Annotated in this window: 17 protein-coding genes; 4 read left to right on the plus strand and 13 right to left on the minus strand. The window is 35.0% G+C overall.

What is annotated here, in order from left to right:
• Position 1: 1 nt before the first annotated feature.
• The 4 genes from IV80_RS09245 to IV80_RS09260 all read right to left on the minus strand — a co-directional run bounded on the left by IV80_RS09245 (position 2) and on the right by IV80_RS09260 (position 7,106).
• Complete coding sequence (locus tag IV80_RS09245; RefSeq protein WP_057752683.1) at positions 2-1,834, minus strand: PTS beta-glucoside transporter subunit IIBCA; 1,833 nt, start codon at positions 1,832-1,834, stop codon at positions 2-4.
• 1,150 nt (positions 1,835-2,984) lie between these two features.
• A complete protein-coding gene (locus IV80_RS09250; RefSeq protein WP_057752685.1) occupies positions 2,985-4,832 on the minus strand; it encodes a beta-glucoside-specific PTS transporter subunit IIABC in 1,848 nt (615 codons plus the stop codon).
• Positions 4,822-5,676 carry a PRD domain-containing protein gene (locus IV80_RS09255; protein ID WP_147186358.1) on the minus strand — a complete coding sequence of 285 codons (855 nt, stop codon included), beginning with the start codon at positions 5,674-5,676 and terminating at the stop codon, positions 4,822-4,824. The genes IV80_RS09250 and IV80_RS09255 overlap by 11 nt, the downstream gene beginning before the upstream one ends.
• Positions 5,677-5,687: 11 nt before the next feature.
• On the minus strand, positions 5,688-7,106 hold the full coding sequence (locus IV80_RS09260) for a glycoside hydrolase family 1 protein (protein ID WP_057752691.1): 1,419 nt from the start codon (positions 7,104-7,106) through the stop codon (positions 5,688-5,690).
• Positions 7,107-7,396: 290 nt separating this feature from the next.
• On the opposite strand from IV80_RS09260, the gene IV80_RS09265 reads away from it, so the two are divergent.
• Together IV80_RS09265 and IV80_RS09270 are read left to right on the plus strand one after the other, a co-directional pair.
• On the plus strand, positions 7,397-7,705 hold the full coding sequence (locus tag IV80_RS09265) for a nucleotide pyrophosphohydrolase (protein WP_057752693.1): 309 nt from the start codon (positions 7,397-7,399) through the stop codon (positions 7,703-7,705).
• A 12-nt stretch (positions 7,706-7,717) separates the two neighbouring features.
• Positions 7,718-9,442 (plus strand): DNA/RNA helicase domain-containing protein, encoded by a 1,725-nt coding sequence (locus tag IV80_RS09270; protein ID WP_057752696.1) that lies wholly within the window; start codon positions 7,718-7,720, stop codon positions 9,440-9,442.
• Positions 9,443-9,636: 194 nt separating this feature from the next.
• Here the strand turns inward: IV80_RS09270 and IV80_RS09275 are convergent, their stop codons facing one another.
• From IV80_RS09275 to IV80_RS09295, 4 genes are all read right to left on the minus strand, one after another.
• Positions 9,637-10,407: a class II aldolase/adducin family protein gene (locus IV80_RS09275; RefSeq protein WP_057752698.1), complete on the minus strand. Its 771-nt coding sequence runs from the start codon at positions 10,405-10,407 to the stop codon at positions 9,637-9,639.
• 289 nt (positions 10,408-10,696) lie between these two features.
• Positions 10,697-12,064: a PTS galactitol transporter subunit IIC gene (locus tag IV80_RS09285; RefSeq protein WP_057752701.1), complete on the minus strand. Its 1,368-nt coding sequence runs from the start codon at positions 12,062-12,064 to the stop codon at positions 10,697-10,699.
• Positions 12,065-12,101: 37 nt separating this feature from the next.
• Positions 12,102-12,416, minus strand: a complete 315-nt coding sequence (locus tag IV80_RS09290) for a PTS sugar transporter subunit IIB (RefSeq protein ID WP_057752703.1) — start codon at positions 12,414-12,416, stop codon at positions 12,102-12,104.
• Between the two features lie 15 nt (positions 12,417-12,431).
• A complete protein-coding gene (locus IV80_RS09295; RefSeq protein ID WP_057752705.1) occupies positions 12,432-12,911 on the minus strand; it encodes a PTS sugar transporter subunit IIA in 480 nt (159 codons plus the stop codon).
• 257 nt (positions 12,912-13,168) lie between these two features.
• Here IV80_RS09295 and IV80_RS09300 point away from each other — a divergent pair, with 257 nt between their 5' ends.
• Together IV80_RS09300 and IV80_RS09305 are read left to right on the plus strand one after the other, a co-directional pair.
• Positions 13,169-13,918 (plus strand): DeoR/GlpR family DNA-binding transcription regulator, encoded by a 750-nt coding sequence (locus tag IV80_RS09300; protein ID WP_057752707.1) that lies wholly within the window; start codon positions 13,169-13,171, stop codon positions 13,916-13,918.
• A gap of 23 nt (positions 13,919-13,941) precedes the next feature.
• Positions 13,942-14,901 (plus strand): 1-phosphofructokinase family hexose kinase, encoded by a 960-nt coding sequence (locus tag IV80_RS09305; RefSeq protein ID WP_057752710.1) that lies wholly within the window; start codon positions 13,942-13,944, stop codon positions 14,899-14,901.
• 172 nt (positions 14,902-15,073) lie between these two features.
• Here IV80_RS09305 and IV80_RS09310 read toward each other — a convergent pair whose 3' ends face one another.
• The 5 genes from IV80_RS09310 to IV80_RS09330 are packed head-to-tail and all read right to left on the minus strand — an operon-like array spanning position 15,074 to position 18,289.
• Entirely contained in the window at positions 15,074-15,778 is a 705-nt protein-coding gene (locus tag IV80_RS09310) for an SIS domain-containing protein (protein WP_057752711.1), read from the minus strand.
• Positions 15,779-15,795: 17 nt separating this feature from the next.
• Entirely contained in the window at positions 15,796-16,599 is an 804-nt protein-coding gene (locus IV80_RS09315) for a PTS system mannose/fructose/sorbose family transporter subunit IID (RefSeq protein ID WP_057752713.1), read from the minus strand.
• Positions 16,580-17,383, minus strand: coding sequence for a PTS mannose/fructose/sorbose/N-acetylgalactosamine transporter subunit IIC (locus tag IV80_RS09320; RefSeq protein ID WP_057752715.1), 804 nt, complete (start codon positions 17,381-17,383; stop codon positions 16,580-16,582). The genes IV80_RS09315 and IV80_RS09320 overlap by 20 nt, the downstream gene beginning before the upstream one ends.
• A gap of 19 nt (positions 17,384-17,402) precedes the next feature.
• A complete protein-coding gene (locus tag IV80_RS09325) occupies positions 17,403-17,897 on the minus strand; it encodes a PTS sugar transporter subunit IIB (RefSeq protein ID WP_236699598.1) in 495 nt (164 codons plus the stop codon).
• Positions 17,894-18,289: a PTS sugar transporter subunit IIA domain-containing protein gene (locus tag IV80_RS09330; protein ID WP_057752717.1), complete on the minus strand. Its 396-nt coding sequence runs from the start codon at positions 18,287-18,289 to the stop codon at positions 17,894-17,896. Before IV80_RS09330 ends, IV80_RS09325 begins: the two co-directional genes overlap by 4 nt.
• Between the last annotated feature and the right edge of the window lie 14 nt (positions 18,290-18,303).

The following is an 18,303-nucleotide window of genomic DNA, read 5'->3' on the forward strand; positions in this document are numbered from 1 at the left end:
TTTATGCCTCCATTTTTGAAATGTTCATGACTGTGTGTGGTGTTGAAGTCTCTGTCTCATCCACATCAATTGCATAATGATCCTGATTGGTGACAACCATCATTGTGACCGGGTTATAACCGGCAGCTTTAATGTCTTGCAAATTAAAAGTTTCGAGTAAGTCGCCCTTTTCAACATGATCGCCAACCTTAACATGAACGTCAAAGTATTTTCCTTTTAATTGGACGGTATCTAGCCCAATATGGAAAAGTAGTTCCGCCCCTGCATCGGTTGTCATTCCTAACGCGTGTTTAGTTTCATAAACCATTTGTACGGTTCCAGAAGTCGGTGCCACTAATTTACCTTCACTTGGCACAACAGCAACCCCTTTACCCAATAGACCCTTTGAGAAAACATCGTCTGGCACGTGTGAAAGTGGCATTACTTGTCCGGGAACAGGAACATCTAAATCTTCTTTAGCAATGTTTACCTTCTCAGTATCTTCTTTTTCGATCGATTTAGCTTCATTCTGCCAAAGCAATAATCCAGCAATAAACGAAACTGCAAAAGAAATCACAAAACCAATAATAGCATTAACTAAATTCATTGGGTTACCTTTATCAACAAACATGGGTAAACTTGCTAAGCCAGGACCAACAAGTGTAAAGGCTGCTAGTCCGCTAATTCCAATATAGGCACCGCCAAAAATACCACCAATAATCACACTAGCCAACGCGCGTTTATGTTGTAGTGTGACCCCATATAAAGCTGGCTCAGTGATTCCAAAAAACGCGGAAATTCCAGCAGAGATTGCTGTTGCACGCATTTTCGAATCGTTTGTGCGTAGTGCTACCGCAAAACATGTACCACTCTCTGAAATATTATGAGCAAGTGATGCTGGCAAGTATAGTGTTTCTCTACCAACTGTGCTGAACGTTGCTACTACATAAGGAATCATTGGTTTGTGCATCCCAGTCGCAACCATAAATGGTAATACAGCTGCCAATAGCACTGTGGCCAACCAGCCTAAATGAGCGTTTAAAAACAAAATTGCACTGACAAAATATTGTCCCACCACATAGCCTAGAGGACCAAGGAATAATAAAGTTAGAGGTGCTGTAATTAGCATAGCCATCATTGGAACAAAAAATATTCTAATTGGCTTTGGTGAATACTTAGTGAAGAAACGTTCCATAACTGCATATAATAAAATACTTAAAATTGCTGGAAAAACTTGTGAACTATATGTCACATTTAAAACATGCATTCCAAACAAAGTCGTTCCTTTTTCAAGCATGGTAGCAATATCGGGAAGAATCAACACACCAACTGTAGATACAGCCACTAACGGATTGACTTTTAATTTCTGTGCCGCTGTAATCGCTACTAATAATGGCAATAAATAAAGTGGTGCTCCACCAATCAAGTTCAAAATTTGATAAGTCTGACTTTTATCACTGATCCAACCAAACATTGCAATCAGCATCAAAATAGATTTTAGAATTCCGCCACCGGCAATAGCTGGTACCAAGGGCTGGAAAACACCAATAATAAAGTCCAAAATTATGCGTCCTATTGGCTGTCTTTGTGCTTTACCGGTATTCTCTTTACCACCTAACAGTCCTTGAACCGCATCAAACATTTCCACAACATCATTACCGATAATTACCTGACATTGGCCACCGGCAATGACTGCACCCAGAACACCATCAATTTTCTTCAACGCATCTAAATTAGCTTTATCAAAATCATTCAAACTGAAACGTAAGCGAGTTGAGCAATGGATTAAGCTAGCTACATTACTAGCTCCGCCAACTCCTTTGATTATTTCTTGCGCACTTTTTTTAAAGTCCATGATCATTCCTCCTAAATATAAAAAAAAGGATCCAAAAAGCTACGGTCGTCACCTTAGCTTAATAGATCCTGCCTGCATTACCAGTCACATGTCTACGAAAATATTTTCTTTACGTTCATAACTGTAACCGTTTTCTTTAGGCTTGTCAAATAAATTTTTTAAATTACTTTTCGAATTGCTCATTAAATGCAACCGCTCTTCATACTTCACTCATAAACCATCAGAGTTTCAAAAACGTAAATCTGTTATCTTCATAGACCGTTATCAATTGTATACAGAAAGTATTTGAGTCGATGCTGGACATTTGAAGAAACTAAACGAATTGCAGGAAGTTGTTGAAAGAAGAAGTGTGAGTCATCTCGATCACATTGCGGACACAGGCCAAACTATCAACAAAAAGGATATTTACGAGCCAGCAATACTTTATATTCATGACACATCACATTAAAATACCGATTGTAGCAGTATCGTTTTTGATACTCATCGAGGATCCATAAAAAACGACCAAGCAATTAATAAATACCTTTGCTCGATCGAAAGAAGCTCATTTTATGTTAATGCAGATAATGGGTCATCAGCTAGAAGTCAGAAATTGCTGGCCATACGTACTTGAAAACACACAGTTAACCGCGAGGAGTGCCAGTCGTGCCCTGCAAATTGGATTGCTTTTTATCACTTAAAGATGCTTATCTGAATCAGGCGGATCCAAAAAGACTTTATTTATTATTCAACGATGGACTCCGTTTGAATATTCGAGTGAATTTTGAGTATTTACAAAAAAGATTGGTCACAGTACGTATATATTATGATTTTTAAGTTGATATTACCAAATACATGAGTAAACAGTTCAATTGTCAAATTCAGATTGATCAGCCAACAAATTATTTATTGACGCACGTACCTAAGTCACCAAAACCAAAAAAAACGCAATATATAAGCTGCCGCGAAATTCTAATTCGAATTATGCACTAAATTTTTGAAGCTATGAATCCAGATAACGCTCGTTTTGATGAGTTGGATATGGAATATTATTATAAGGAAAATTTGAAGGAACGTGGTATGCTGTAAAAATAATATCATTTAAGATTAAAAATATTCCCCAAAGATTAATTTGAGGAATATTTTTGTTTAAGAAAATTGAAAAATATACTTACGGGTGTGCAACAGTAATTAGATCAGATGGCTTTATTTCAATTCCCTCATGTTTTTTATCGGTTGCTACCTTACCAGTTGTAACTATCACTGGACTAATTACATTATAATTTTTCTTAATAGCTTCTAAATCAAATTTAACAAGTTCCTGTCCTTGAGTAACTTTCTCTCCCTGTGTAACTAGCACAGTGAAGTACTTACCATTTAATTCAACTGTATCTATCCCAATATGAATCAAAATTTCAACTCCATTATTACTACGAAGACCAACAGCATGTCCTGTATTAGCAATTACTTCTACAGTACCATCAAAAGGTGCTTCCACTACACCTTTTTCAGGTATAATAGCAAATCCATCTCCCATCGCTCCTGAAGAAAATGTTGTATCTGGAACATTTTGAAGACTTGTTAGTTTCCCCTCAATGGGGGCATAAACTTCAACCTCATCACTTTCGTCTGTGCTATTTATACTATTAGTTTTAATAATTGGTTTTTTATCTTTTATCGGATTTACGGGTTGCAAAACGAATACTAATATTACCGTAGAAACAACAGAGATAAGAGCACCAATAACAATATGAATAAATTTAGGGTACATTGCATAAACTGCCAGACTTAATACATTTGATGGTGTGAAACTTCCTAAATGATAACCCATCATTGAAACGTAAGCAGAACCAAGTCCTCCTCCAATACAAACAGATAATAGCACGCGTTTATACTTAATTATTACGCCATATAGTGCAGGCTCGGTAATTCCTAGAAACGCAGAAAGTCCGGATGAATAAATAACGGATTTTTCCTTAACAGATTTTACCTTAATTATCATCGTTAAAACACCAGCCGCTTGCGCAAATGTGGACATTAACATTGTTGGCATTAATACATCGTATCCCTTAGAAGCAAAATTTTGAAAAACAACTGGAGTGATTGCTTGGTGCATCCCAGTTATAACCATCAACGGACGTAATGCTCCCATAACAAATCCTGCAATTAGACCTGAGAATGAGAAAAGACTCATAAAAAATCCCGAAAGCAATTCACCAACATAATTTCCAAGTGGCCCTAAAACAATTAATTCAATTGGAATTGTAATTAACAAAACCACAGTTGGCACAAAAATAACTTTTAACATATCTGGCATATGCTTATTTACAAATTTGTAAATATAACTCATTAACCAAACCGATAAAATAATAGGAATAACTGAAGAACTATAGCTGATGACTGGAATAGGCAATCTCAAGAAATGATAAGAACTAATCTTTCCAACCTCATTAATTAGTGTTGGATATAATAATGCACCAGCCAGTACTGCAGCTAAAATTGTATTGGTTTTGAATAATTTAGAAGCCGAGATAGCTAGCAGAAATGGTAAAAAATAAAATGTGGTATCGGCCATTAAATTTAGAACAATATAAGTGTCGGATTTGGCAGAAATTATGGCAAAAGTAGATAATAGTCCTAATATAGCCTTTAACATCCCAGCAGCAGCAATTGCTGGAATAACGGGAAGAAAAATATTGGATAAAACATCAAGTATCCGACTGATGACTCCTTTTTTATTCTCTTCATTTGAAGCCGTATTTGAGCTCTCTGATAGTCCCGTTACTTCTAACAATTCATCATACCAATCTGCAACGGCTGGTCCAATTACAACTTGCAGTTGATCATTTTGAATTTGAGTATTTAAAACCCCATCAATTTCACTGATTTTGTTTAAATCAGCTTTACCATTGTCTATTAAATTGAATCTTAATCGTGTCATACAGTGAGTTACTCTTTTAACGTTTGCAGCACCACCAATATTTTCAACAATGTCTTTTATCTCTTTTTCATGTTTCATTACTGTCACTCCCTACTTTAAGTAACCTTACTAGATGCATTGTGATGTACATTAATTCGGAATTACCAATTGTCAGATTAAATTTTTCGTGTAATATTACTTTTATACTTTGAGCAATTTTTAATTCTTGTGGATATTTTTTAAAAACTAAATCTTTAATCTCACCATCAATTTCAACTTCTGTTTCTACGTTATCTAATAATCGGATTGCTAAATATTGTATATGTCTGATAAATCGACTATATGAAAGTGAATTCAACTCAGGTTTAACTATATACCTGTCTACGACGCTTAAAGTTAATTCAACTATTTTCGTGATTTTTGCCACATTATGGTGCTCTTTACCACCAATTGAAGCATCAACAAAATGCATAGCCACAAAACCCGCTTCATCCTCCGATAAGTCGGTAAATTGATATTTTTTTACTACTTTGCGAGCATATTCTCCAATTTCATATTCAACTGGATAAAATTTCTTTATATCTCGATTAAGTGGATTCGGCGTATTAAATCCGTCTCGTGTTCTTCTAACCGCATAATTTAAATGATCAGTTAGAGTAATAATAATATTTTGATTGATTTTATGACCTAACTTTTGTTGACCATAGTTCACAATTTTATTGCTTGTTTCAATTAAGTCAGTAGACACTGTTGTTAATAAATTCTTAACCGTTGGAAAAAGCTTTTTATTAGTCATAATAAACATTTCTTCAACTTCATTTTGCGAAATATTATCACCTCGTTTTCGATCGTGACCAATCCCACGTCCTATAACAATCACCTGATTTGAGCTTTCATCTTTCGCTTCAATAACATTATTGTTAAGAATTTTTGTAATTCGCATAAAAACACCAATCAACTTTCAAACAAGGATTCACCATTAGATGCAATAATTTTTTTATAAATATTAAAGCTATCTTTTTTTATTCTTTTCAGAGAACCATTTCCTTTATTATCACGGTCTACATAGACAAAACCATAACGTTTCTTCATTTCACCTGTTCCGGCAGAAACAATGTCTATAGGACCCCACCATGTATATCCGATCACATCACAACCGTCTTTGATAGCTTCCCCAAGCGCCTTCAAATGTTCAATAAGATAGTCTGACCTTTCTTGATCGTGTATTTTTCCGTCTGAATCAACTGTATCAGCTGCACCGAGTCCATTTTCAACGATAAACATGGGACAACCATACCGATCTTGAACTAAATTGCACATCCATCGCAAGCCAAGCGGATCTATTGGCCAACCCCAAGCAGAATCTTTAAGATACGGGTTAGGTTTACCAACAACACCACCAGTATCACCATAAATCTTCATTCCATTTTCAAAAGTACTAGAACGATAATAACTAAATGCAAGATATTCCGAGGTGTATTTTTTGATTAATTTTAGTTCATCATCTGTAATATCTGGTTGAATTTTGTAGTCTCGCCAAATGCGCTTTACATACCCCGGATATTCTCCTTTTAATTGAACATCCGCACTTACAAATGTTCTCCTTTGCAATTGAAGTGTTCCCCACACATCTTTAGGGTTAGGACTTGCTGGATAAACAGCTGCTTGGCTTAACGAAAGCATAATTCCCATATGTGCATCAGGCATTATTTCTTTAGCAAGTCTATTGGCTAAAGCATTTGCTACATACATGTTATGGGTTGCCTGATAAACCTGTAATAATTGATGTGCATAATCTCCCGATAAATCCATTCCCGCAGCTGCATAAGGAATAGTATGAACATTATTCATTTCATTAAATGTCATCCAATATTTAACTTTATTTCCAAAACGTTCAAATATAGTTCGACAATATTTTTCAAAAAGCGGAATAAGTTTTTTACTTTCCCATCCATTGTATTTATGATATAAGTTCAATGGTGTTTCATAATGTGAAATCGTAATAACTGGTTGAATTCCTAAAGATAACATTTTATTAAAAAGTTCATCGTAAAATTTTAGTCCAGCTTCATTCGGTTTTTCTTCTTCACCAGTTGGATAGATTCTCGTCCAAGAAATAGACGTTCGAAAACATCTCAAGCCAAGTTCTGCCATATATTCAAGATCTTCACTATATCGATGGTAGAAATCTATCGCTTCATGACTTGGATAGAACTTTCCAGACTCCACTTTTTGATCATGAATATTTTTAGCTATGCCATTAGCAGTCACATCCGTGATAGCAACTCCCTTCCCATCGACGTTCCAGGCCCCTTCCGCCTGGTTTGCTGCAATTGCACCGCCCCAAAGAAACTTTTCTGGAAAAACTTTCATACTAAACTTCCTCCTTTTGACTTTTCTAATCAAAAAAAGACAACACCACTAGAATAAACTAGCGGTATTGCCTAATCGAATTAGTTACAAGCCGTTTACTATTTAATTTACCAGCTCAATATAACACACTAAGAAAGCGCTGTCAATTGATGAATTTTAATTTCTTTAATTAACTGTACATACCAACTCTTTTTTAAATAAGAATATACGAATGATTATTTAAACATGCTGTACTCCATAGAAATATCCGTTATAATTATGTTGATATCAATTATTAGAGGTGACACAGTATGGATTATGAACAAATTCGACAAGAAATATTGAAGTTTCGTGACGATCGCGGGTGGCAAAAATATCATAATCTAAAAGATCTCGCAATTTCTTTAAATTTAGAAGCAAGTGAAGTCTTAGAAATTTTCCAGTGGCAAGATGAGAATAATAAGCTCTCTGATGAGAATCAAAAGCATCTAGAAGATGAACTAGCAGATACTCTAATTTATGCATTCTATATGTGTGATAAGCTTGGAGTTAATCCATATGAGATTATTCAGAATAAATTAAATGTTAATAATCACAGAAAATGGAATTTTGATAAATAGTTTGGTGAAATAATGACAAAATTGCACATTACAGAAGTCGATTATAATGATTCATTTGAAAAACAGTTATACAATCTTGACGGTTCAAAAGATTACTATATTAACAATTTCCCGGTTTTATATGTTATTTATACTCTATCAAAGGCCAAATATGCTTACATTGGAGAAACTAACTCAATAGTTAGACGAACTCAACAACATCTTCTTGACGATCAAGATAACAAACACGAACCTAAATTTAATAATTTACATCATATGTTAGTTATCGGTGAAGAAACTTTTAACAAATCTGCCACTGTTAACCTAGAAACTAGATTAATCAATCTATTTTTAGCGGATAACTTCAAGCTTTCAAATACTAAACAAACCAAACTTCTATCAACAAATGATTACTATCAAAAAGAGTATTATGATGACGTCGTTTTAAAAGATTTATGGGCTATCTTAAGAAAACGGCACTTAGTTAATGAATCTATTGACTTTCTTGAAAACAGTGACGTCTATAAAATTTCACCATTTAAATCATTATCCAGTAGTCAACTAACACTGAAAGAGGAAGTCATCAAAGTCTCTCAAAATTGGTTGAAAAGTTATAATCAAGACCAAAAGCCGGCTATTTATATTGTCAAAGGCGATGCCGGCGTTGGAAAAAGCGTCGTTTTAAGCTCTATCTACAATGAAATCCAAAACATTTCACATAATAAAAATGTTAAAGAAAATGCCCTTTATCAAACCAATAATTATTTGTTAGTAAACCACAACGAAATGCTTAAACAATATCATCATTTAGCCAAACGTCTAAAAAACCTATCTAAAAACCATATTCTTAAACCAACTACTTTTATTAATGAAATAGATAAGGGAAAGCATGATATTGCGGATGTTACCTTAGTTGATGAAGCACACTTATTGTTGACCTCTAAAGATAAGTACAATAATTTTATTTATCAAAACCAATTAGAAGAGGTCATTAAAAGAAGTAAAGTAACTGTCTTATTTTTTGATCCCCATCAATTCCTCAAACTTAAAAGTTACTGGAATGAATCTGATTTACAACCATTTAAACAAAAATATAAACATAAAGAATTTTGTTTAACCGAACAATTTCGTATCAATGCTGGACCAAGTGTCCTTCACTGGATCAACGACTTTGTAAATTGTAAAATTGATGAATTTCCAAAAATCCATGAGCAAGGGAAAAGTTACGATTTCAGAATATTTAATAATGGCAATGATATGTTCGAAGCAATCAAAAAAAGAAATCGCGAGTGTAAACTCTCAAGAGTAGTATCAACATTTGATTATGAATATCATATTCCTAAGAAAAGTAAAATTGGTGAAAAAGAAGCCACCTATAAAGTTCAGGCTGGTACTTTAGAACTACCATGGAACACAACTAATAATGATAACTCTTGGGCTGAACGGGATGAAACAATTAATGAAGCTGGATCTATTTACACAATACAAGGGGCCGATCTAAATTATGTAGGTGTCATTCTTGGTCCATCTATTTCATTTGATGAACACAAAAACGAATTGAAAATACTCCCAAATAAATACAAAGATACTGATGCCTTTCGCGGTCGACATGATCTTTCAAATCGTGAGCTAGCAAAAAAACAAATTATTCTAAATTCTATTAACGTACTGATGAAACGCGGTATACATGGTCTTTATATTTTTGCTGAGGATAAGAAACTGCGTAGTAAATTGGTTAGTCTCAACCATCAAAATTAAATTGCTTTTATTTAATTCATCCAAATACTTATATTAATAAGGTCTAACAATGATTCCGATGACAATTTATTTATAAACTGCTAGCCGGTTGGTAAAATCACCTTTCTACTTTAGAAAGTGTGATTTTTTATTTAGATAACAAAAAATACAGGTAGTTTCCTGCCCGTATCAACTAACCTTAATTAATGTTTAAACTAATCGCCATTTACTGCCTGCAATGTCTTCTCATTATAAAGAGCTTCTCCGTTGAGTACATCTTGCCAGGTTCCAATTTTAACTCCTTCAGAATAATATCCATCTAATTGCCCGTTTTGCTGCAATACAGTTTGTCGATATGCTACTTTTGCGTTCCATTCAGTAATATCAACATCTGCCAATGATTTATGCAACGCTGTTAAGGGATCCATGTTTGCACCACCACTGGTGAATAGTGTACCATGTGAGTTAAGAAGGAAGCCGTTGCGCAAGGCTTTATCGCCTAATTTTGTGATTTCACCTGCAACATATTGTGCTAGCTCTTCTGTACACATTGGATGCCATTCAAGAGTCCGAATTCCTTTCAGCTTTTGAGTAGCTTCTGTGACGTTTGGCATGTTCAGACCGCTTGTTGCCCAAAACATCGATTGATCTGCATGTGAGTGAAAAACACATTTAATTTCTGGATTTGCATCGTAGACAGCCTCATGCATATTGATTTCACGAGTTAGTTTACCAACTCCAGAAACAATTTTTCGCGTATGAGGTTCGATAACTAAAATTTGTTCTGGTGATAAATGACCTAGGTAAGCTTCTGACATCATTGTTGGTGTCATCACATAAAAGGGATTACCTTTCTCATCTTTAACTTTGATACTAATATTGCCACCAACAATATTAGTATCTCTGCGTTCCATTGTTTCTCGAACAACCTTTGCTAAATCCTCACGTTCAAATTCAAATGGGATACGACCTGCTGCGTAATTCATAAAATTACTTCCTTTCTTATTTTACTCAACGAATTTTGTAGTCTTTCCTTGCCCGAAATTCTTCAAGTCGTTGAGCTTGCATCTTCTTATGCTTTGTCTGTTCTGGAAATAGAATAGGCGAAGCATATTTATTTATAGCTAATCCTAAAATAATAACGAATATATTTATCCAATAAATATGAAATACAATTGCCACTGCAAAAATCAAAAACGTCAGAAAACTCAATCCCGTCCAAAATGATCTACTTTCAAGAAAAAGTTTCATATTCCATATCTTCTTTCTAGAAACCTATTTAGCCTCTTTTTTAATTAACTTACTATATTTGTTCGCTGGAATCGGATTTTTCATAAACTGCCTATATAACCAGACAAACAATGCTAGCAGCACTACAAGTCCAACAATCGCCCAAACGTTACCGCGACCAGATAAGCCCATTAAGAACCTTAATTCCGGAGCTTCAATAGAACTCCATGAAACACTTGAACCTTTTGGAACGGTAATTGCACCTGTTTCTTTTGCCAATTTTGTAAAAATATTGGCAAAGTAGGTGGCACCATAAAGAAACAGCGGCTGATAAATAACACCAAGAACCAGCATTCTTAATAAATTACCACCCGTCAGTAAAAGACCACCAACGCCAATACAGTAATTAATTACTCCAGCTAAAGGTAAAATCGTGTTTCCTGGTAAAATTGCTGCAAATAAAATGGCTACAGGAATTAAAACAACCATTGTTACCCATAGTTCCGTACTCTGACCAAGAATTGGCCAATCAAGACCAATTACAAAATCTCGGCCTTTTACATGTTTTTTCATAAAATTGCTCATCTGTGTCCCAAAGGGTGTTAAGGCATCCATAAAGAACTTTGCCATAACAGGAAAGATTGCCATGATTGCGCCTGTTGTAACAGCTAAATTCAAAGCATCACCAATACTATAATGACCGGCCAAGGCTAGTACCAGGCCAATAATGGCGCCCATCGTTACCGGCTCACTTAGAACCCCAATCTTTCTTTTTAAAGAAGCTGCATCCCATTTTCGGTTAAAAACTGGAATGAAATCCATTATTTTATTAACCGGTGACATGATTACAGCAGTAAATGCCTCTATATGAGGAACTGTAACTCCTTCATAACCTAACATATCTTTGATTTCCGGAGCCCACATATCACCAAGTTTCAAGCTAATAACCACTTGAATACCACCGGCTACATATGCCCAAATCAAGCTACCTGACATTTGATAAACCATATAACCGGTTAAAGCGATGCCCCAGACATTCCACATATCAGCATTCATGGTGTTAGTCCATTTCATCAATAGCATAACTACATTAATCACAATTTCAATTACGAAAAATGTAAAAGCTAATGGCCATGCCCAAGTAATTGCAGCTGCACCTGTCCAACCAAAATCTACGGCCGGCAAATTGATTCCTGTGTATTTAGCTAACGCTTTGGCTGCTGGACTCACGGCGGCTGTTAATTGATTGATAGCCATTGTCATTCCGATAAAACCTGTACCAAGGTACAAACCTGATAAAACAGCTTTTGAAGGCTTCATTCCAAAAATCAATCCCAAAATAATAATCAAAATTGGAATCAACACCTGTGCACCCACGCCCAAAATTGCTTGCACAACACTATTCCAGTCCATTCTATTCACTCCCAACTATATATTTTTGTACTAATCTCTATCCGGCCAAAACTGTCTTTACTTTTTCATCTGCAGCATCTTCCCCCATTCCGGTCAACCATGGCAGTCCAACCATCCCAACTACATGATTTGCATCTAGTGTTTCTTGTAATTCGGCATCTGCAGGAGCAATGCCCACATAAATTACAACACTGGGATCATTTTCTACTGTAGATTTTGCTGTTTCCACAGGTTTAGGCGTTGCCTTAGCCACCTCATCTAAACCTTGATCTGCTAAATACTCATTAATTTTATTTGCAACCTGAGGACTTGTAGCAACCCCTGATCCACAACATACTAAAATTGTTTTCATTATTTGTTCCTCCTTTTAATTTTTTACATTTTCTAATTTTTCAAAAGTAGTATTCATTAAATTAAGCATCTGTTCGTTTGAATCTATTTTTAAAAAAGTTTGAACAAATTCTTTGTTCTGAAAAGCATTCATCATATGTGCCAATAACTCTGGTTGCTTAGAAGCATTCTTAATTCCAAGAAAAAGAAAATTATTTGTGCTCATTTCCCGACCATCACCCATTTGCCTTACCTTAAGCACTTTTTTCGTTCTAGCAATGTAAATAAATGGTTTGCCAATATACTTACTATCAACGTGTGGTAAAGCTATTGGAATATCCGGAAATTGTAATCCGGTCGGATAAGACAGTTCCCGTTTTTCGAGCCCCGAAATATAACCTAACTTAGCAAAATTCTTTTCGATGGCATCGCTACCGATAAAGTCAAACAATTGTTGTTCATCCTCAACATCGACATTCAAATTTATCAAGTCTATATCAAACATTTGATTAATCATTACTTGTCACTTTCCTTTCTGTATTTTCTTTAATACTTTACAAAAAGAATGATAGTTCCTTTTGTAAGCGTTGTCAACCACTTTTGTAATCTTTTCGATCATTTTATGTTCGACTATGATTTTTATTTGTTTGTACTTGAACATTTTAATTTTAATGTTATAGTTTGTGTGGGTTAAGATATTTTGCTTTTTGGAATATAATAATATGTATAAGTATCAATGATGATATGATTGCATAATGAAAGAAGGTTAGAATAATGGCTTCAAGAAGTGAAAGACTAAAGCGCATTAAATCCCTGGTTGACTCAACAGGTTACATTCCGACATCAGATATTGCCATTCAGTTAAATGTTTCACCAATGACAATTAGACGTGATTTAAATGATCTTAATAATCAGAAACAAATTATTAAAGTGTATGGTGGCGCACAAAGTGTCACTAATTCTGTTTCAGAATACACAACTGATGAAAAAATGAATAAAAATGTTCTTGAAAAAAAAGACATTGCAAAAAAATTAGTAGAGTTAATTCCCGACAATTCGACTATCTTCTTAGGTGCAGGAACCACTTTACTTTACGCAGTTTTGGCTCTTAAAGACAAAGACTTAACCTTCATTACAAACAGCCTTCCCGCCTTTTCCGAATTAAATAAAGTTAACTGTCATGTTATTTTAAGTGGTGGAGAACTTTATAAAAACACAAGTGAGTTTCTTGGTCCTATCGCTGAACGTGTTTTTGATGGCATAAATATTGATATCGCGCTTGCAAGTACGAATGGTATTATCAATGATCAAGTCACAACAAATAACAGTCAAGAAGGTGGTATACAAAACACTGCATTTCAACATGCAAACAAAACAGTCATTGTGGCTGACCATACAAAACTTGACAAATCTGACACTTTCACTTTTAGGAAGCTATCTGAATTTGATTATCTTGTAACTGACTCTAATATAGACAAACAACTATTAGATAAATATTCAAAATATACTAAAATTATTCATTAAATGATAGTACGAGGTGAGGTTGTATGATTATTACAATCACTGTAAATCCATCAGTAGATCGTTTATACTCAGTTAATAAATTTCAACCAGGTAAGCTTAATAGAGTAGAAACAATCAAAAAAATGGTTGGTGGGAAGGGCATTAATGCAGCACGTGTTGCATCAATTTTAGGCACTCTAACTTATGCAAGTGGGTTCTTAGGTGGCGAAAACGGAGAATTTGTATTACATTCTGCTAGACGAGAACAATTCGTTCCGGATTTTATTCAAGTTAACGGAGAGACTAGAAACTGTTATACCATCATTGAAAAAAATGGAAATAAAACGGAGATAAATGAAACTGGATTTTTAATTACTCCTAAAAATATGTATGTGCTAAGATCTCGTTTGCATGCATTATTAAATACTACCGATGTTTCTTCTATTTCAATTAACGGGAGTCTAGCCACTGGCATGCCCACTGATAGTTATGTAGATTTGATTAAATTCATTCATGCAATTGATTCCAAAATCAAAATTATTTTAGACACCTCTGGAAATTCATTGAAGGATGTCGTCTCTTCCTCTCAATTCCCAGATTTTATAAAACCTAATGAACACGAATTGGCTGAAATACTCGATAAACCAGTAACAACAGATCCACTAACTCTAATGAAAAATATTAATAATAGTGACCTAAAAAAGATTCCCAATATTTTTGTCTCTTTGGGTGAAAATGGTGGTTTTGTTAAACATTACTCACAATTCTATACCGTTAAAATTCCTAAAATACATGCTGTTAACACTGAAGGCTCAGGTGATGCAACTGTTGGTGGTATTCTTAATGCATTAGATCGACACAGTAATTTTATTGAAATTATGAAATCAGCAATGGCAGCAGGTACTGCAAACGCTATGGAAACCAAAACTGGTTATATCCATAGACAAAATTTTCAAAATATAAAAAACCAAATTCAAATTAACGAAATTCTTGCAACAGTTTAAAAACGGCAAAAAAATGATGCAAAGGTTTTATTTATTAACCTTTGCATCATTTTGGCTATATTTTTAATTTTAAAAAATTGATAAAAACTAACTCACTCTCAATATTTTTTAGTCATTTAATAATTTAATCTTTTACAGATTTTTTGTTCTTAAATTTTTCCGCTGATATCAATCATTGATGAAAAATTCTTGCGGCAAACTTGTCTTCAATGGCTTCATTAAATTCAGGACCCCCATCAATATTTGCACTCTTGTATACTGGAGGCGTATGTCCATCTTTAACCATGATGTCAATTGCTTCATAAATTACTTGTTGCAACATTAACACAGCAGCAAAAGATGAGGTTCCACAAACTTTCGTATCTAACCCGTCAATATCTAACGCTGCATCTCCATAAACCGAATGATTATCTAAAACAACATCACCATACTGATATAGCAATGTCCCTAACGAAGACCGTGAGCTAGACAGTTTTGAAGATTGCAAAGCCGTCACAACAATAATTTTAACACCCATTTTTTTTGCAATATCCGCAATTTCAAGAATCATTGGATTTCTGCCTGAGTTAGAAATTAAAAATAAAACATCTTGCTTTTGCAAATCTACTTGATGCATTAAATGCTTTCCTACTCCTTCATATTGTTCATAAAATCCACCAGCAGGATCTTCAATAATCTTTGATGGAATCAACCCTCCTGCACGACCACTTACTTCAAGTGCAGCGGCATAAGAGTGCCCACATCCAAATGCTTGTGTGATCCCTCCATTTTCAATTGCTTGTGCAACTATTACGGCCGCATCATGAATGTGCTGTGCTTCATCTCTCTCCAACTCATCTGTAAGTTTACGAGCCTCGTCAAAAAATTCTAATGTCATTATAATTTTCCTCCGTATTATCCTAAAATATTAAGTGCCTTTAACACAATCGCCAAAACCATTACAAAAATAATCATTTTCGTAGAAGTTACTTTTTTTCTACCTAACATCCAGTACACCAGCGCAACGAGTAGTACAGGGATTAACCCAGGCATTATTTGATTCAAAATTGTCTGTAATTTTAGTACAACCTTTCCTGAACGATACACAAATGGCACTTTTGCCGTAACTACGGTTGGTATTAACGCCCCAACCACAGTTAATCCAAGTAAAATTGCCGAATCTGTCAGCAAATTCAAACGTTCACTGTATTCACTAACAATCTTTGCTCCCTGTGTATAGCCTAATTTCAAAATTGGATAACGCAGAAAAACTATGCCGATATTCACCAGCATCCAAATGATCGCTCCAATTGGATTCCCTCTCAATGCCATATATGCACTGATAGATCCAAAAATTGTAGGAATAATAACTCCAAAAATCGTATCTCCAACACCGGCAAATGGACCCATTAATCCAGTTTTTAAACCAGCAACAGCTTCTTTTGACTTTATACCTTCTTTTTCCTCAATAGCGATATCCATACCGATAATCAACTGGCCTATAAAAGGATTAGTATTGAAGAATTGATTATGCATAATCATCATTTCTCGCAATTCGTCGTCTTTATACAGCATTTTCAAGACTGGCATAACGGTGTACAAATATCCCGTTGCCATCATTTTTTCGTAATTCCAACATATTTGACTGCTCCACAACCAGCGCCGGTTAATCTGATGTAATTGTTTGGTAGTAACTTGGTTAGTCTTCGTATTCGCCATCGTCTAAGTCCTCCCCTTCTTGTGACTCTTCTTGGTTAGCACCTTTTACAATTGTTTTATTATGATTTTCATAGTAAATAAAGCCAAGTGCAACGCCAACGAGCGCAACACCTAACATCGGAACTTTCAAGTATGAGGCCAAGAAAAAACCAATAATTAGGTATGCGACAAATTTAGCTGTTGGCAAGTAACGCAATAAAATTGCAATACCAACGACTGGTAAAATTCCACCCGCCACTTGAAGTCCACCAGTTAACCATTCGGGCATACGCTTAATAATTACATTTACAATTCCATTTCCAAGAGTCAACATAATCAATACTGGAAGTGCGCGAGAAAGTCCCCAGGGAATAGTCCCATACAAAATATTGCGTTCCACGGCTTTGGTATCATTTACATTAATATATTTGTCTACTCGATGTTGAAAATAAGTATTGCTAAAGCGCGCTAAAACATCAAGTTGTACCATTAGTAAACCAACAGGCACGGCAAGCCCAATGGCAAAATTCAGCCCTTTACCGCTCGTAACCGCAAATGCAGTTCCAACTACCGCCCCAGTTAAGAAGTCTGGAATACTTGCACCACCGTATGTACCAACTCCTAACACCATTAATTGCAACGTTCCTCCAACTGCCAAGCCAATCTTAACGTCACCCATAATTACACCAGCGATTAGACCTACTAAAAGCGGAAAATTACCAATGACAACAACTGTCAGCTGATCGATAATCATCCAGAAAGATAAAGCTGTTAACAAAATAATCTGCAGTATTGTTATATGCATAATAAGTATGCCTTCTTTCTCATTTTAATAAATTCATAAAATCTACTTCTGGTTCTGACGGGACCATTTGCGCAACAATTTGAACACCAGCTGTTTTAAGATAGTTAAATGCCTCAACATCGTCTTGAGAAACCGCAACTGATTTTTTTACTGAACGCCTACCTTCCCTAGATGACATATTTCCAACTACAATTTTGTTGATCGGCAAATCATAATCAATTAACTCCACTAAAGTTTGCGGTTTTTTCACTAGTAGAAATACTTTCTGACCAATATACCTATCTTCCAAAATTCGCTTTGCAGCTCCCTTTGCTGTTAAAATACTTAGTTTAATCCCCATAGGAACCGCTGTCTTTAAAGCCATCTTTTCGATTTTATTGTTTACAACATCATCATCCACGACCATAATCCGACTAGCCTGCAAACTGTTTGTCCACATTGTTGCAACCTGCCCATGAATAAGACGTTCATCAATACGGATATTCTTAATGCCCTTATCTGCAATACTCATCATTCTTCCTCCTCTTCATCTGAATCATCTCTAATTTCAAGTTTTCCTGTAAATTGCTCAATATTTTTATATATATCATCGATTTTTTCACCCATAGCAAGAAAAACTAATATTTCTAAAGAAGTACCAGTGTAAACGGCTCCTTTATTACTTAATTGGCAGTAAATAAGTGCTGCATTACTAGGTGTTCCAGATTTAATATCGGTTAAAAAACAAAATTTCTCTTTTTTGGAAAAACCGGATACTATTTTTTCGTAACCAGATACAACATCATCTATACCCATATCAACTGAGAAGTTGAATACGTGAAATTGACCAACCTTTCCCGTAATCAACTGACAACTCTTTACCATCTCCTCTGCGTACTTTCCATGTGCACTAACAATATATTCCATTTCGGCTCGCTTCC

This window comes from Pediococcus cellicola (assembly GCF_001438655.1).
GTDB classification, from domain to species: domain Bacteria; phylum Bacillota; class Bacilli; order Lactobacillales; family Lactobacillaceae; genus Pediococcus; species Pediococcus cellicola.